Genomic DNA, 15,646 nt, shown 5'->3' with positions numbered 1-15,646 from the left:
TGAAATGTTGTTTATTTACATTCATTCTAAATTCTGTTTGTAATAACACAATGTTGTTATTTTATATTAGTATCTTTGTATAAATTTTTAAGATTTCTATGAAGTTCGATATAAAAAAAATACGTGCCGATTTTCCTATACTTCACCAAAATATTAACGGAAAGCCTTTGGTGTATTTTGATAATGCAGCAACATCGCAAAAGCCAAAAGTGGTTATTGATGCCGAAGCTAAATATTACAACGAAATTAACGCTAACATTCACCGTGGTGTTCATTATTTAAGTCAGGTTGCAACTGATGCTTATGAGGAATCGCGCTTAAAAATTCAAAAACATCTTAATGCTAAGCACAACTACGAAGTGCTTTTTACAGCGGGTACTACCTTTGGTATCAACTTAGTAGCTAGTGGTTTTGGTTCGTTGTTACAACCAGGTGACGAAGTTATAGTATCGCATTTAGAACATCATTCAAATATAGTACCTTGGCAATTTGCTTGTGAGCGTTCAGGAGCAACTTTAAAAGTAATACCAATGTTACCAAATGGTGCGTTAGATATGGATGCTTATAAAAATTTACTAACTAGCAACACAAAAGTTGTAGCAGTAAATCATATTTCAAATGCATTGGGAATTATAAATCCTATAAAATCAATAATAGAACAAGCGCACAAAGTAGGTGCAGCCGTTTTAATTGATGGTGCTCAAGCAACACCACATATTAAACCCGATGTACAAGCTTTAAATTGCGATTTTTATGTTTTTTCGGGCCATAAAATCGGCGGTCCTACTGGTACAGGTGTTTTGTATGGAAAAGAAGAATGGTTAAATAAATTACCTCCTTACCAAGGCGGTGGTGAAATGATAAAAGAAGTAACTTTTGAAAAAACCACTTACGCTTGTTTACCCCATAAATTTGAAGCTGGTACACCTAATATTGCAGGTGGAATTGTTTTAGGTGTTGCAATTGATTATTTAAACCAAATTGGTTTTGATAATATTGCAGCGTATGAACACGAACTGTTAACCTACGGTACCCAACGATTAAACGAAATTGAAGGAATTACATTTTATGGTACTGCTGCAGAAAAAACATCGGTAATATCTTTCAATATAAAAGGTTTACACCCTTACGATGTAGGCGCAATAATTGATAAATTAGGGGTTGCAGTACGTACAGGACACCATTGTGCACAACCTATTATGCAATTTTTTAATATTCCAGGTACCATACGCGCATCGTTTGCGTTTTACAATACAAAAGAAGAAATAGATGTGTTAATTGATGCTTTGAAAAAAGCTCAAATGATGCTAAACTAATTACAATGAATACAATACAACAAATACAAGAAGAAATTATTGACGAGTTTGCAATGTTCGATGATTGGATGCAACGCTATGAATACATTATTGAACTAGGAAAATCATTGCCTTTAATTGATGAAAAGTACAAAATAGAAGAAAATTTAATTCGCGGATGCCAATCAAAAGTATGGCTACATGCCGAATTTAATAACGATAATATAGTTTTTACTGCCGATAGTGATGCCATTCTAACAAAAGGAATCATTGCAGTGCTTATTCGTACGTTTTCAAATCAAAAACCAAACGATATATTAAATGCAAATACCGCTTTTATTGATGAAATTGGTTTAAAAGAACATTTATCGCCAACACGTGCAAACGGTTTAGTATCCATGATTAAACAAATTAAATTATATGCAATCGCCCTTCAACCCAACTAATATAATGGAAGAACAAATAGATATGAATGAATTGGGAGAAAATATTGTTAAAGTTTTAAAAACTATTTTCGATCCCGAAATCCCTGTTGATATTTATGAATTGGGATTAATTTACGATGTTTTTGTAAACGAAAGTTACGAAGTTAAAATTTTAATGACACTTACATCGCCAAACTGCCCAGTAGCCGAAACATTGCCAATGGAAATTAAAGAAAAAGTAAGCTCTTTAGATAAAGTTAAAGATGTAGAAATTGAACTTACTTTTGACCCACCTTGGGATAAAGATATGATGAGTGAAGAAGCTAAGTTAGAACTAGGAATGCTATAAAAATGACCAACGAAATTGTTAACAAAGTAGCACAAAGTAGTTTAGTTGTTTTTGATTTAGAAGATTATTATCCTGAACAAGAAGCGGTTGTTTTAGATATTTCGCAATGGCTGTTCCAAGGATTTATCTTAAAAGAAAAAGAATTTAGAGCAGCTTTACAAAATTTTGATTTTAGTATATACAACAATAAATTAATAGCATTAACTTGCACAACCGATGCAATTTTACCTTCGTGGGCATTTATGTTAGTAACAGTTTATGTACAACCTTATGCGCAAATGGTAAACCAAGGTTCAGTTAACGATTTGTATATTGCTTATTATCAACAATTAATAAATACTATTGATTTTTCAATATATCAAGATCAACCTGTAATTATAAAAGGTTGTTCAAAAAAAGCCATACCAGAAGAGGCATATGTTATGGCTACAAAAAAAATGATGCTATATGCACGCTCTGTAATGTTTGGCGAAGCATGTAGCGCAGTACCAATTTACAAAAGAAAAAAATAGAAATTACGTTATATGAAAAAAATGATTTTTGCAAGCCTACTTTTGGCTTCACAAGCTTATTATGCACAAGATAATCAAGTAAAAACCGATAGCACTTGGTTAAGAAAAGGTACAATTGCAATTTTAGGTAGTCAGTCTAGCTTTTCGCAATGGCAAGCAGGTGGAACAAACAATGTAGCTATTAATGGGGCGTTAAACTACGATTTAAACTACAAAAAAGGCGATTGGCTTTGGGATAACAAACTTATTGCTTCGTACGGTATCAATAAAATTAGCGGACAAGAGCAACGTAAAACCGATGACCGTTTAGACTTGAATTCAGTATTAGGTAAAAAATCAAAAGGATTATGGTATTACTCTGCGTTTTTAAATTTTAAAACCCAATTTGATACCGGTTTAAATCCTGATAATGAACTAGAACGTATTTCACATTTCATGTCGCCTGCGTATTTACAAACAGGTTTAGGTATGTTGTGGAAAAAGAACGATAACTTTAAAGTAAATTTTGCACCTGTAACCGCAAGGTTTATTTTTGTACATAAACACTTTACAGAATTTACTGAATCTTTTGGTGTAGAAAAAGGAAAAACTTCTCGTTTTGAATTGGGAGCATCGGTTAATGCATACTACAAAATTAATGTAATGGAGAATTTTTCTGTTGAAAATATTTTAAATCTTTACAGTAATTATTTAGAAGATCCGCAGAATGTTGATGTAGATTACCAATTAAACGCAGTTTTAAAAGTAAATAAATACATTTCAACAAATTTAACCTTCCAAACGCTGTATGATGATAACGCATATAAAGGTTTTCAAACACGTCATACTTTAGGTGTTGGGTTAAATTATATCTTTTAATTTTTTTATATAAAAGTATTTTTCTAAATTTAACGAATTATTATTAATTCATTATTATGTTTAGAAAAATACTTTTCTTTTTGCTATTAACAAATTTAAGTGTTAATGCACAGAAAATAGGTCCAGACTATGATTGTTTTGACATTAATATAACCGATATTGATGTTGATACGCGTTTTGTTCGTGATGCGGGCGATCCCGATATGTACATTGTATGTAAAGACAAAAGAATTGGGGTTACACCTAATTTTCAAACACAATATCTTCGTAAAACAAATATCTACGAAGTAGAACCTATTGCTTACAATCCATATCCTTTAGATCCAGCTATAAACGGTGGAACCGAAGCAAATAATAATGTTTCTTTTCACGATGAAAGAACACCTTGTCCTATAGATTTACCTTTTAAGTTTTGTTTTTTTGATCAAACTTTTGAGCGTATTTTTATTTGGGGTAATGGTGCAGTGAGTTTTACTCAAAACACTCAATGTTCAAATTCAGATTATGTTTCTGCATTAGGAGCTGTTTTTACTGGTCCAATTCCAGGGAATGTAACAAATAACAACTTTCTTAATTCAATATTTGGTTCCTTTCAACACACACATTGGGATCGCTCTAGATATAACCATGGTAGTATAAACTATCAAGTGTATGGAACGGCACCATGTAGAACATTTGTTATAAGTTTCTATCAAATGCCTGCATCAGGTGTTAATGCACAATTCTGTCCCCCCCCAACTCCATTACAAGGTCATCAAATTGTATTACACGAATTAACAAATGTTATAGATGTTAATATTGTACGTCACGATAACTGTCCTGCTAATAATCCTGGTGAATCTCTTGGAATAATTGGTATCATTAACGCAAACGGTACACAAGGTTATGCGCCACCTAATAGAAACTTAGGAAACTGGGATGCTATTGAAGAATCATGGCGTTTTGCACCAGCAGGTGTTTGTATGTACCGTACACAATGGAATGTTACCGATACAAAAGGAACCGTTTCTGAATTAGATAATTGCGAGGGTGAATTAAGCGTAGTAATAGATGAATTAAAAGATATATCAGCAACTTTAATTGTAGAAACATGTGATGAGCCCTACATGGAAACCTATAAAATAAAGGTGCGCCCTGCGATAGAGATTAATACGTTAGATTTACAGCGAATTGTTTGTGATAAAGATCAAAACACATATGATTTAACATCGTTAACAGCCGATATAAAAGCAGCACAATCTGCATCTCAAGCAGAAATTAATAAACTACGTTTTTATTATTACAAAACAGAAGACGATGCTTTAAATAAGGTAAATGATATAAAAACATTACGTGATTACCCGATTAATATGGGCGAAAACAAACTGTATATACGTATAGAATATGCAGACTTAACGGAATGTTACGAAATTTTAGAAGCAAATATTTTAAAAGTACCTGTTGAAGTAACGCCAAAAGAAAGCGTATTTATATGTGATGAATATAAATTGCCAGTTTTAACTAATGACGAGTTTTATTTAAAAATGGAACGTTTAGACGAAAATGCTTCGTTTGTAGTAAAAACAATTCCAAATATAGCAGAAGGGCAAGTAATAAACGAAGCGGGTTATTATTTAGTTTATGTTAAAAAAACAAACGAATACGGATGTGAAGATGTGAAAAGTTACTTGTTAATGGTTCAAAGCTGTAGCTACCCTAAAGGGATATCACCAAACGGCGATGGTAACAACGACTATTTAGATTTAACATACAATAATGTAGTAGAATTAAAAATATACAATCGATATGGAAATATGGTTTACAAACATGGTATAGGCTACAAACGCCAATGGCATGGGCAAGATAATAACGATAAAGTATTACCATCGGGAACTTACTTTATGCATGTAATAACGCCACAAGGAGTATATCAAGATTGGATACAGTTAATGTACGAAGTAAAATAATTAAAAATCTAGATTATGAAAAATATAATATACGTTGTTTTTTTACTAGTTACAATCAATGGTTTTGCACAAAGTAGTATCGAGCAAGATGCGTTGTATTTAAAATACGAACAAGCCTACCTGCAATTAGGTAGCAGCAATATAGCGCAACAGTATGAAGCAGCAACGTCAAATTTTTATGAAAAGTTTGATGATTACAAAGTAAGCAATAAGTTTAAAGGCGCAAATGATAAAGAACGATGGTTAAGTAAAAATGCATCAAAAACAAAATTTGCAAACGAAACAGAAGCATTGGCCGCTTACAAAACTATGGTAAGCTTAAACGAAACCATGCAACAAACAAATAATTCTATACAAGCAATACGTAGTGAATTATTAAATAAGTACGATTCAAAAATAGTTTGGGAAACCTTACAAAGAAGAATTAAAGAAAATAGATAAAAAAAGCCACTTCATAATTGAAGTGGCTTTTTTTTAAATTCAATAAAAGTTAAATTTTGTAAAGATATTTTAGATTTAACTTTTATTATTTAAAGTATTTGTCTAAATTTAGCAGATTATTCTATTAATTTAATGAATTATGATTAGAAAAATACTTTTCTTTTTGTTGTTAACTAACATAAGTGTTAATGCACAGAAAATCGGAACCGACTATGATTGTTTCGACATAAATATTACTGATATAGATGTTGATACACGTTTTGTTCGTGATGCAGGTGATCCTGATATGTATATTGTTTGTAAAGACAAAAGGATAGGTGTTTCTCCAAACTTTCAAACGCAATACCTTCGAAAAACGGATGTTTACGAAGTAGAGCCAATTGCACATAACCCTTATCCGTTAGATCCAGCTATTAATGGTGGAGTTGAAATAAATGATGCAGTTCCAAGATGGGACGATAATAGAACGTCATGTCCTATAAAATTGCCGTTTAAATTTTGTTTTTTCGACCAAACTTTTGAATATATTCACGTGTGGAGTAATGGTGCGGTTACTTTTATGCCAAATGATCAATGCTCACCTACACCACGACACTCGTATTTAAACCCCGAAGTTTTTACTGGTCCATTGCCAGGAGGTTTAGTAAATCCAAATTTTTACAATTCAATATTTGGTTCTTATCAACATACTCATTGGGATAAAACTGTTTATCTTGTTGGTAGTATCAATTACCAAGTCTATGGTACAGCACCTTGTAGAAAATTTGTAATCAGTTTCTTTGATATGCCTACGGCGGGGGTTAGTCCACAAAATTGTCCACCTCCATCGCCTTTGCAAAATCACCAAATTGTTTTACACGAATTAACAAATGTTATCGATGTAAATATCATACGTCATGATGATTGTCCTGCAACCGACGCTTGGGAAGCTTCTGCTGTAATTGGTATTACAAATGCAAACGGAACACGTTCATATACACCACCTAATAGAAATGTAAGTCCTTGGTCTGCTATTCAAGAATCATGGCGTATTGCACCAGCAGGTGTTTGCATGTACCGTACACAATGGAATGTTACCGATACAAAAGGAACCGTTTCTGAATTAGATAATTGCGAGGGTGAATTAAGCGTAGTAATAGATGAATTAAAAGATATATCAGCAACTTTAATTGTAGAAACATGTGATGAGCCCTACATGGAAACCTATAAAATAAAGGTGCGCCCTGCGATAGAGATTAATACGTTAGATTTACAGCGAATTGTTTGTGATAAAGATCAAAACACATATGATTTAACATCGTTAACAGCCGATATAAAAGCAGCACAATCTGCATCTCAAGCAGAAATTAATAAACTACGTTTTTATTATTACAAAACAGAAGACGATGCTTTAAATAAGGTAAATGATATAAAAACATTACGTGATTACCCGATTAATATGGGCGAAAACAAACTGTATATACGTATAGAATATGCAGACTTAACGGAATGTTACGAAATTTTAGAAGCAAATATTTTAAAAGTACCTGTTGAAGTAACGCCAAAAGAAAGCGTATTTATATGTGATGAATATAAATTGCCAGTTTTAACTAATGACGAGTTTTATTTAAAAATGGAACGTTTAGACGAAAATGCTTCGTTTGTAGTAAAAACAATTCCAAATATAGCAGAAGGGCAAGTAATAAACGAAGCGGGTTATTATTTAGTTTATGTTAAAAAAACAAACGAATACGGATGTGAAGATGTGAAAAGTTACTTGTTAATGGTTCAAAGCTGTAGCTACCCTAAAGGGATATCACCAAACGGCGATGGTAACAACGACTATTTAGATTTAACATACAATAATGTAGTAGAATTAAAAATATACAATCGTTATGGAAATATGGTTTACAAACATGGTATAGGCTACAAACGCCAATGGCATGGGCAAGATAATAACGATAAAGTATTACCATCGGGAACTTACTTTATGCATGTAATAACGCCACAAGGAGTATATCAAGATTGGATACAGTTAATGTACGAAGTAAAATAATTAAAAATCTAGATTATGAAAAATATAATATACGTTGTTTTTTTACTAGTTACAATCAATGGTTTTGCACAAAGTAGTATCGAGCAAGATGCGTTGTATTTAAAATACGAACAAGCCTACCTGCAATTAGGTAGCAGCAATATAGCGCAACAGTATGAAGCAGCAACGTCAAATTTTTATGAAAAGTTTGATGATTACAAAGTAAGCAATAAGTTTAAAGGCGCAAATGATAAAGAACGATGGTTAAGTAAAAATGCATCAAAAACAAAATTTGCAAACGAAACAGAAGCATTGGCCGCTTACAAAACTATGGTAAGCTTAAACGAAACCATGCAACAAACAAATAATTCTATACAAGCAATACGTAGTGAATTATTAAATAAGTACGATTCAAAAATAGTTTGGGAAACCTTACAAAGAAGAGTTAAAGAAAATAGATAAAAAAAAAGAGGAACTTTTAAGTTCCTCTTTTTTATTCTTCTGTTGCATCATTTTCTGTGTATTCAGGGTACAAAAAGTTGTTGTATGGGAATCGTGTAATATGTATTTGCCTAACAGCTTCGTATACTTTTTGACGTAATTCGTCAAAATTTTGTTTTTCAGTTGCCGATATAAAAACCGATAAATCTTTACCTACTTTACTCATCCAAGTGTTCTTCCACTCGTCAATAGAATAATGTTTAGAAGTACGTTCAATCATTAAATCTTCTTCATCAAAATAAGCTGGTTTGTACGCATCAATTTTATTAAAAATCATAATAGTTGGTTTATCATCACTTTTAATATCCTTTAAAATTTGATCAACCGATTCAATATGGTCTTCAAATTCTGGATGTGAAATATCAACAACATGTAATAATAAATCGGCTTCACGAACTTCATCTAATGTCGATTTAAACGATTCAACCAATTGAGTAGGTAGTTTTCTTATAAAACCAACGGTATCAGAAAGTAAAAAAGGTAAATTTTTAATAACAACTTTACGTACGGTAGTGTCTAAAGTAGCAAATAACTTATTTTCAACAAAAACCTCACTTTTCCCTAAGGCATTCATTAAAGTAGATTTTCCAACATTGGTATAACCAACTAAAGCAACGCGTACCATGGCGCCACGATTGCTGCGTTGAACGGCCATTTGTCGGTCAATAGTTCTAATTTTATCTTTTAACAAAGCAATTCTATCGCGAACAATACGGCGGTCGGTTTCAATTTCGGTTTCACCCGGACCACGCATACCAATACCACCTCGTTGTCGTTCTAAGTGAGTCCACATACCAGTTAATCGTGGTAATAAATATTGAAATTGGGCTAATTCAACCTGTGTTCTTGCATAAGATGTTTGTGCTCTTTGTGCAAAAATATCCAGAATTAAGTTGGTTCTATCTAACACTTTCGAGTCTAACAAACGCGATAAATTTTTTTGTTGTGCGGGTGTTAATTCATCGTCAAAAATTACCGTATCAATTTTATGTTCCTTAACAAAAATTTCAATTTCTTCAAGCTTTCCTGTTCCTACAAAGGTTTTAGGATTGGGTTTATCCATTTTTTGCGTGAATCTTTTCACAACTTCGCCCCCTGCCGTTTGTGTTAAAAACTCTAGTTCATCTAGATATTCGTATAACTTAGCTTCTGATTGATTTTGGGTAATTATACCAACCAAAATTGCTTTTTCGTAATTTATTTCTTCTTTTTCTAACATTTTTTATTTTTTTAACGGGGTATTTCTTGCAAATTTATTAAAATAGCATTTAAGAAATAGTTAATTATTTTATGTAATTATACTTTTTTTTAAATATTGAAAAAAATCTTGATTATATTAAATTAATATTGTTATTTTAGTAAATTCTTAACAACGGCAGTTTGTAAAGAAATAATTAGCAATAATTATGGTAGAAAAAATTAAAAATTAACTTTGTAATATTGAAATATAAATTTGTCCTTATGAAAATAAATAAGAGTATAGTTGCAGTAGTTTGTATTCTACTAGGAAGTTTAAAGGGGTTTGCCCAACAAGACCCGCATTATACGCAGTATATGTACAACCAAAGTGTATTTAACCCAGCATATGCAGGTATTAATGATTACTTGTCTACTGGTGTTTTGTACAGAACACAATGGGTTGGTATAACCGATGCACCTAAAACAGCAACAGCATTTTTACATACGCCTGTAGCAAAAAATGTTGGGGTAGGTTTATCGTATATCAACGATCAAATTGGTCCAGTAAGTGAAAATAATGTATTTGCAGATGTATCTTATACTGTTAGATTAGGGCAAGGTCACAGTTTAGCACTTGGTGTTAAGGGTGGGGTAACAATGCAAGAAATTGGATTTTTTAGCGATATTAACGGTACTTTACCTAACAAAAGCGATATTGTTTTTGCTGAAGATAGCAGCTCTACACAATTTAACTTTGGTGCAGGTTTGTTTTATTTTACAAACAAATACTACGCAGGTTTTAGTATGCCGAATTTTATGAAAAATACCTATGTAGAGAAGAATAATCGTAAATTTGGTACCGATGTAGCCCATATGTTTTTGACAGGTGGATATGTTTTCGATTTAAACAGAGAATGGAAAATTAAACCTTCAACCATGTTAAAAATGGCAACTGAATCACCAGTTTCAGTAGATTTATCTGTTAACGCAATGTACGATGAAAAATTAGAATTTGGTGTAACTTACCGTTTACAAGATGCAATTGGTGCAATGGTAAATTATAGAGTAACACCAAAAATTAGAGTTGGATATGCGTATGATCAAACAACGTCTAGATTAGATTTCACATCAAAAGGTTCACACGAGGTGTTTTTATTATTTGATGTTTTCTACAAGAAAAAAGTATACAGTTCACCACGTTTCTTCTAAATTATGCTAAAATAAATCATGAGAAAAATTTACTTATCACTCCTATTAATAGGTTCATTATATACCGCACAAGCACAAAACACAGGGTTTATAAGCACTCCGCAAGAGCGCTTAAAGCATGCTGATAATTTGTTTAAACGATACGAATTTGTTGAAGCTGTAGAGCATTACAAAAAGTTAGTACGCGGTGAAAAAACCGATAGTTACGTTATATTGCAGCTTGCAGAAAGCTATTACCATTTATTTAACACTGTAGAGTCGGCTAAATGGTATGCAAAGGCAATTGAATTAAACCCAAACCAAGATCCTGAGGTTTATTTTAAATATGCACAAATGCTAAAGGCAAGTGGTCGTTACGATACTTCGAACAAAATCATGAAGAAATTCGCCGATTTAAAACCAGAAGATTCTCGTACAATTGAATTTCTTAAAGATCCAGATTACATACCTGCTCTTAGAAGCCAAGAAGCTTTGTTTACTTTTGAAGACAGCCGTATTAACAATTCTCTTTTTTCTGATTTTGGTGGTATTTTAACAACCGATAATACCCTTTATTTTGCATCGGCACGTGACGAATCTAAAAAGAAATATGGCTGGAATAATCAACCTTTTTTGAATGTTTATGCAGCAACTTATGTTTCTGATGAAGATAAATTCATAGACATTAAGCCAGTTAATGAACTAAATACAAAACATCACGACGGGCCAACAACAGTTACTGCAGATGGGCAAACTATGTTTTTTGCAACAGAAGGTTTCCGTAGCGGTGATTTTAAAAGAGATAAGAAAAACCGTTTGAAAAAAGATAAGGTACATGTTTACCGTGCTAAATACAACGGAAAAAGCTGGAAAGATATTGAACCAGTACCTTTCAACTCAAAAGATTACATGGTAAGTAACCCAGCTGTTACACCAGATGGTAAAACATTGTATTTTGCATCTGATATGCCAGGTTCTGTAGGTGATATGGATATTTGGAGAGTTGATTTAAATGAAGACGGAACTTACGGAACACCTGAAAACTTAGGTGCTATAGTAAATACCGAAGGTCGCGAATCGTTTCCTTTTATATCTGAAGACGGAAAGTTAATATTTGCTTCAAATGCTCATAAAGGTTTTGGTGGTTTAGATTTGTATATGTACGATTTAAGTGATCCTAACGCTGCAGTTCGCAATATTGGTGACCCTATTAACACAGCAAAAGACGATTTTCACTTATCATTCTACCCTGATAAAGGTATTGGTTTTGTGTCAACAAACCGTGTAGGGCGTGATGATATTTACAAAGTTCGTCCGGTTTGTGTTACCGAAATGGTAATTACAGTAACAGATGTAAAAACAGGTGCTATTATTAAAAATGCAGAAGTAGCAATCTTAGATTACGATAAAAATGTTATTGAAACACGCTTTACCGATGCTTACGGAATTGTACGCTACGATACCGACTGTAACAAAGTTTTTGCTTTACAAGTAGCTGCAGAAGGTTACGAAGGTAGAGATGTTGAGTTACAAAAATGGGGTAATGGTAAATACCCAATTGACGTAGCTTTACGACCAATTGAAATGATTGTAATTCCAGAGAAGATTTTATTAGGCGATATTTATTTTGAATTTAACAAAGCTAATATTACGCAACAAGGTGCGTTTGAGTTAAATAAATTAGTTCAAATTTTACAACGTAACCCAGGAATGATGATTAAGATTGAATCACATACCGATAATAGAGGAAGTGATGTTTACAACTTAAAACTATCTGATGAGCGTGCTCGTTCAACAAGACAATATGTTATTTCTAAAGGAATAAGCCCTGATCGTTTAGAAGCTCGTGGTTACGGTGAAAGCCAACCAAAAGTTGATTGTGGTGAAAATTGTACTGAAGATCAACATGCAATTAACCGCCGTTCAGAGTTTATTATTACTAAAAAATAAACATACTTTTATATGTTAAAAGACCTCGATTTTCGAGGTCTTTTTCTGTTTTAAAAACTTTGGCACAGTACTTGATATTTTTAAAATGTAATAAAAAACTAAAAACAATAAAAATGAAAATATTTAGATTCGCATTAATAGCAGCAGCCATGCTTACAGCAAGTGTAAGTAATGCGCAGTACAACAGAGGTAATGCAACTGTTGTGGCTCAGAATTACGATATTTCTGACAATCTAGATTTGCAAGCAGTAGCATCTATTTTTGGCGAATCTAGAGATTTAGAAGATTTTGAGCGAAGAATAAACGATCCTTCGGCACAAATATCAAATTTGGATTTAAACAACGATAATTATGTAGATTATTTACGTGTTGTTGAAGTTGCCGAAAACGATATGCGTGTAATTGTAATTCAATCAGTTTTAGGACAAGATCAGTTTCAAGATGTTGCAACGATCGAATTAGAGCGTCAACGCAATAAAACAGTTCATGTACAAATTGTTGGTAACTCATTTATTTATGGTCCTAACTATATTTATGAGCCTTATTATTATTCAACACCTGTGTTTTTTGATTTGTTTTGGTTAGCAACATATCGTCCGTATTATTCACCTTGGTATTGGGGGTATTATCCAACGTATTATTCATATTGGCGCCCAATGCCTGTGTTTAGATACCACCGCCATATATATTCGCACATAGACCAAAGAAATAGATATTCATATACTGATAACCGCCGTATGGTGCGTGCAGATAGAATGTACAACAATGTAAGAGGGAATTCGTTAGAACGTAAAAGTCCAAACAGATCTTTTGCAAGTCGTAACGAAAATGTTACAAATCGTCATGGGTTAGAAGCATCGAGAAGTTCTAGAAATTCCTCAATGAATCAAGCTAATGGTTTGCGAAGCGGTAATAGAGCTGAAAGTGTTTCAAGAAGCCAAAATTTAGACCGAAGTAATATGGGCTTTAGTAGATCTAATACCATAAATTCAGAAAGACAAAGAGTAAATAACAGTGATTTTTCAAGAGTTCGTTCAACAAGTACAGAACGCGTTAAAGTAGAAAATAATAATTTTAGAAACATACGTTCAAATTCAACTTTTGAAAGAAGAGAATCTGCACCAGCAAGTTCAAGAATAGAGCGTTCATCACGTATTTCATCTCAACCAAATAGAACTTTTAGTCAACCAAGTTCAAGTAGAAGTTCTTCATCTACGATGCGTAGCTCGTCTCCAAGCATGAATCGTTCTGCAGCTCCTTCAATGAACCGCAGTAGTGGTTCAATAGGTGGCGGAAGAAGTTCATCAGGCAGTGGAATGACCCGTGGAGGTAGATAATTAAATTATTCAAAAAAAAAAGAGTAGGTTAGTGCCTACTCTTTTTTTATGTAAATAAAGCTTTAAGTTCGGTAGCTTCACTAGGTAACATTTTACCTGCTAAAACCAAGCTTAGTTGTTTGCGGCGAAGCGCAGCATCAAAACGGCTTTTTTCTTCTTCTGTTTCAGGAATAAGAGCAGGAACTTCAACAGGTGTACCCATTTCATCAACAGCAACAAAAGTATAAATGGCTTCGTTCGCTTTTTGTCGGTTACCCGATTCGCGATCTTCAATCCAAACATCTAAAAATATCTCCATTGAACTTCTAAAAGTTCTAGAAACTTTAGCTTCTACGGTAACCACACTTCCTAAAGGAATACTTTTGTTAAAAGCAACGTTGTTTACCGATGCTGTTACGCAAATTCTGCGTGAATGTCGGCGAGCAGTAATACTTGCTGCGCGATCCATACGGGCTAATAATTCACCACCAAAAAGGTTGTTTAAAGGGTTTGTTTCGCCTGGTAAAACAATATCTGTTAAAATAGTAATAGAATCGTTTGGGGTTTTAGGTTGCATATTTGTTATTTTTTACAAAAGTAGTAGTTTTTATTTATACACATAAAAAAAAGACCTTAACGGTCTTTTTAAGCTTAATTTTCAATAAAAATCCAAGCGTCTTTATTCACTTTTTCGTGAATTAAACGCAATTCGGTTTGTGCTTCTTCAAGCGATGTGTAGCTGTTGTAAACTACTGGTCGCATATTATGTTTAGAAGGGTCAAGATATTTAGCGTTTTCGTAACCTTTTTCTTTTAACTCATTAGTTAAAATTTGAGCCTTAGCTTCGGTTTTAAAAGCACCAGCAACAATATGAAAAGGTTTTTTTTCAACCTCCTTAGTAACTTCTGCTACTTTTTGAGTAATAATTTCAGGAGTTTCAATTACAAAAGTTGCTTGTTGTAATTTTTGTTCAATTTTATTTTGAACTTCTTTTTCAACTGCTAACTTTTTTTCTTGGTACAACTCATATTCTTGATAAGTTGAAACCGAACTGTATAAACCAATTAAAGCGGCTGCAGCGGCTGTATAACGCACCCATTGTAAACGCGGCTTTGATTTTGATATTGAAACTACTTTTGTAGGTTTTGTTTGTTCGTTTGTTATTGCGGTTGCTACTACTGCAGATAAACCAAACGAAGATGTTAGGTAATTGGTTGAACCTACTGGTTCAAATTGAATTTTATCTTCGCTGTTTAAAGTTAATTCACCAATGTTTTTTAGGTAAATAACCTGTTGCTCGTGCAAAGTGTTTTTCCAGCTGTTCACTTGTTCGTAAATTAACGCAACTGCTTGGTTAAAAGAAATGTTTTCTTCTAAAGCAATATGGTTGGCTAATAAACCATCGTTTTGCTGTAACAAGCTGTTAAACAATATGGTTTTTTTAGGTGGAACAAAGGTTTGGCTGGTTTCGTTAAAGCGTGCCGAAACTGTTTCGGTGATAAATGCACCAAAACCAGGTACCGTTACGCATTGGTATCGGTATAATAATGCGGAAATATGTTTTTCGATCATCATAGAGCAAAAATAAGAAAATCAACATTGTTTGCAGAAATTTATTCACAAATGTTATCAACAATTTTGGTTTTAACGTTCTTGTGATTTGTAACGTATT

General features: G+C 33.0%; 15 protein-coding genes. 12 read left to right on the top strand and 3 right to left on the bottom strand.

Annotated features, from left to right (window positions below; all coding sequences use genetic code 11):
- Positions 1–98 precede the first annotated feature (98 nt).
- From P3875_RS09140 to P3875_RS09100, 9 genes are all read left to right on the top strand, one after another.
- The gene (locus tag P3875_RS09140; RefSeq protein WP_303443660.1) at positions 99–1,316 is read left to right on the top strand and encodes an aminotransferase class V-fold PLP-dependent enzyme; all 1,218 of its coding nucleotides are present in this window, start codon (positions 99–101) and stop codon (positions 1,314–1,316) included.
- A 5-nt stretch (positions 1,317–1,321) separates the two neighbouring features.
- Positions 1,322–1,741 (top strand): SufE family protein, encoded by a 420-nt coding sequence (locus P3875_RS09135; protein WP_303443659.1) that lies wholly within the window; start codon positions 1,322–1,324, stop codon positions 1,739–1,741.
- A gap of 4 nt (positions 1,742–1,745) precedes the next feature.
- Positions 1,746–2,069, top strand: a complete 324-nt coding sequence (locus P3875_RS09130) for an iron-sulfur cluster assembly protein (protein WP_303443658.1) — start codon at positions 1,746–1,748, stop codon at positions 2,067–2,069.
- 2 nt (positions 2,070–2,071) lie between these two features.
- On the top strand, positions 2,072–2,581 hold the full coding sequence (locus P3875_RS09125; RefSeq protein ID WP_303443657.1) for a DUF2480 family protein: 510 nt from the start codon (positions 2,072–2,074) through the stop codon (positions 2,579–2,581).
- 12 nt (positions 2,582–2,593) lie between these two features.
- Positions 2,594–3,439: a DUF3078 domain-containing protein gene (locus P3875_RS09120; protein ID WP_303443656.1), complete on the top strand. Its 846-nt coding sequence runs from the start codon at positions 2,594–2,596 to the stop codon at positions 3,437–3,439.
- 56 nt (positions 3,440–3,495) lie between these two features.
- Positions 3,496–5,385, top strand: a complete 1,890-nt coding sequence (locus tag P3875_RS09115) for a gliding motility-associated C-terminal domain-containing protein (RefSeq protein ID WP_303443655.1) — start codon at positions 3,496–3,498, stop codon at positions 5,383–5,385.
- Between the two features lie 15 nt (positions 5,386–5,400).
- On the top strand, positions 5,401–5,826 hold the full coding sequence (locus P3875_RS09110; RefSeq protein ID WP_303443654.1) for a hypothetical protein: 426 nt from the start codon (positions 5,401–5,403) through the stop codon (positions 5,824–5,826).
- Positions 5,827–5,965: 139 nt separating this feature from the next.
- Positions 5,966–7,861 (top strand): gliding motility-associated C-terminal domain-containing protein, encoded by a 1,896-nt coding sequence (locus tag P3875_RS09105; RefSeq protein WP_303443653.1) that lies wholly within the window; start codon positions 5,966–5,968, stop codon positions 7,859–7,861.
- A gap of 15 nt (positions 7,862–7,876) precedes the next feature.
- Positions 7,877–8,302: a hypothetical protein gene (locus P3875_RS09100; protein ID WP_303443652.1), complete on the top strand. Its 426-nt coding sequence runs from the start codon at positions 7,877–7,879 to the stop codon at positions 8,300–8,302.
- Positions 8,303–8,333: 31 nt separating this feature from the next.
- On the opposite strand, the gene hflX is transcribed toward P3875_RS09100, so the two are convergent.
- On the bottom strand, positions 8,334–9,560 hold the full coding sequence (gene hflX, locus P3875_RS09095) for a GTPase HflX (protein ID WP_303443651.1): 1,227 nt from the start codon (positions 9,558–9,560) through the stop codon (positions 8,334–8,336).
- Between the two features lie 242 nt (positions 9,561–9,802).
- On the opposite strand from hflX, the gene P3875_RS09090 reads away from it, so the two are divergent.
- The 3 genes from P3875_RS09090 (at position 9,803) to P3875_RS09080 (ending at position 13,995) form a co-directional block, all read left to right on the top strand.
- Positions 9,803–10,729 (top strand): PorP/SprF family type IX secretion system membrane protein, encoded by a 927-nt coding sequence (locus tag P3875_RS09090; RefSeq protein WP_303443650.1) that lies wholly within the window; start codon positions 9,803–9,805, stop codon positions 10,727–10,729.
- Positions 10,730–10,747: 18 nt separating this feature from the next.
- Positions 10,748–12,658: an OmpA family protein gene (locus P3875_RS09085; RefSeq protein WP_303443649.1), complete on the top strand. Its 1,911-nt coding sequence runs from the start codon at positions 10,748–10,750 to the stop codon at positions 12,656–12,658.
- Between the two features lie 113 nt (positions 12,659–12,771).
- Positions 12,772–13,995 (top strand): hypothetical protein, encoded by a 1,224-nt coding sequence (locus P3875_RS09080; protein ID WP_303443648.1) that lies wholly within the window; start codon positions 12,772–12,774, stop codon positions 13,993–13,995.
- 46 nt (positions 13,996–14,041) lie between these two features.
- Here P3875_RS09080 and P3875_RS09075 read toward each other — a convergent pair whose 3' ends face one another.
- Positions 14,042–14,551, bottom strand: a complete 510-nt coding sequence (locus P3875_RS09075; protein WP_303443647.1) for an acyl-CoA thioesterase — start codon at positions 14,549–14,551, stop codon at positions 14,042–14,044.
- Positions 14,552–14,625: 74 nt separating this feature from the next.
- Positions 14,626–15,549 (bottom strand): SPOR domain-containing protein, encoded by a 924-nt coding sequence (locus tag P3875_RS09070; protein ID WP_303443646.1) that lies wholly within the window; start codon positions 15,547–15,549, stop codon positions 14,626–14,628.
- Positions 15,550–15,646 lie beyond the last annotated feature (97 nt).

It is taken from the genome of Myroides sp. JBRI-B21084 (genome assembly GCF_030545015.1).
Taxonomy (GTDB): Bacteria; Bacteroidota; Bacteroidia; order Flavobacteriales; family Flavobacteriaceae; genus Flavobacterium.
Note: the sequence above shows the minus strand (reverse complement) of the source record. Positions and strands in the feature narration are given on the sequence as shown.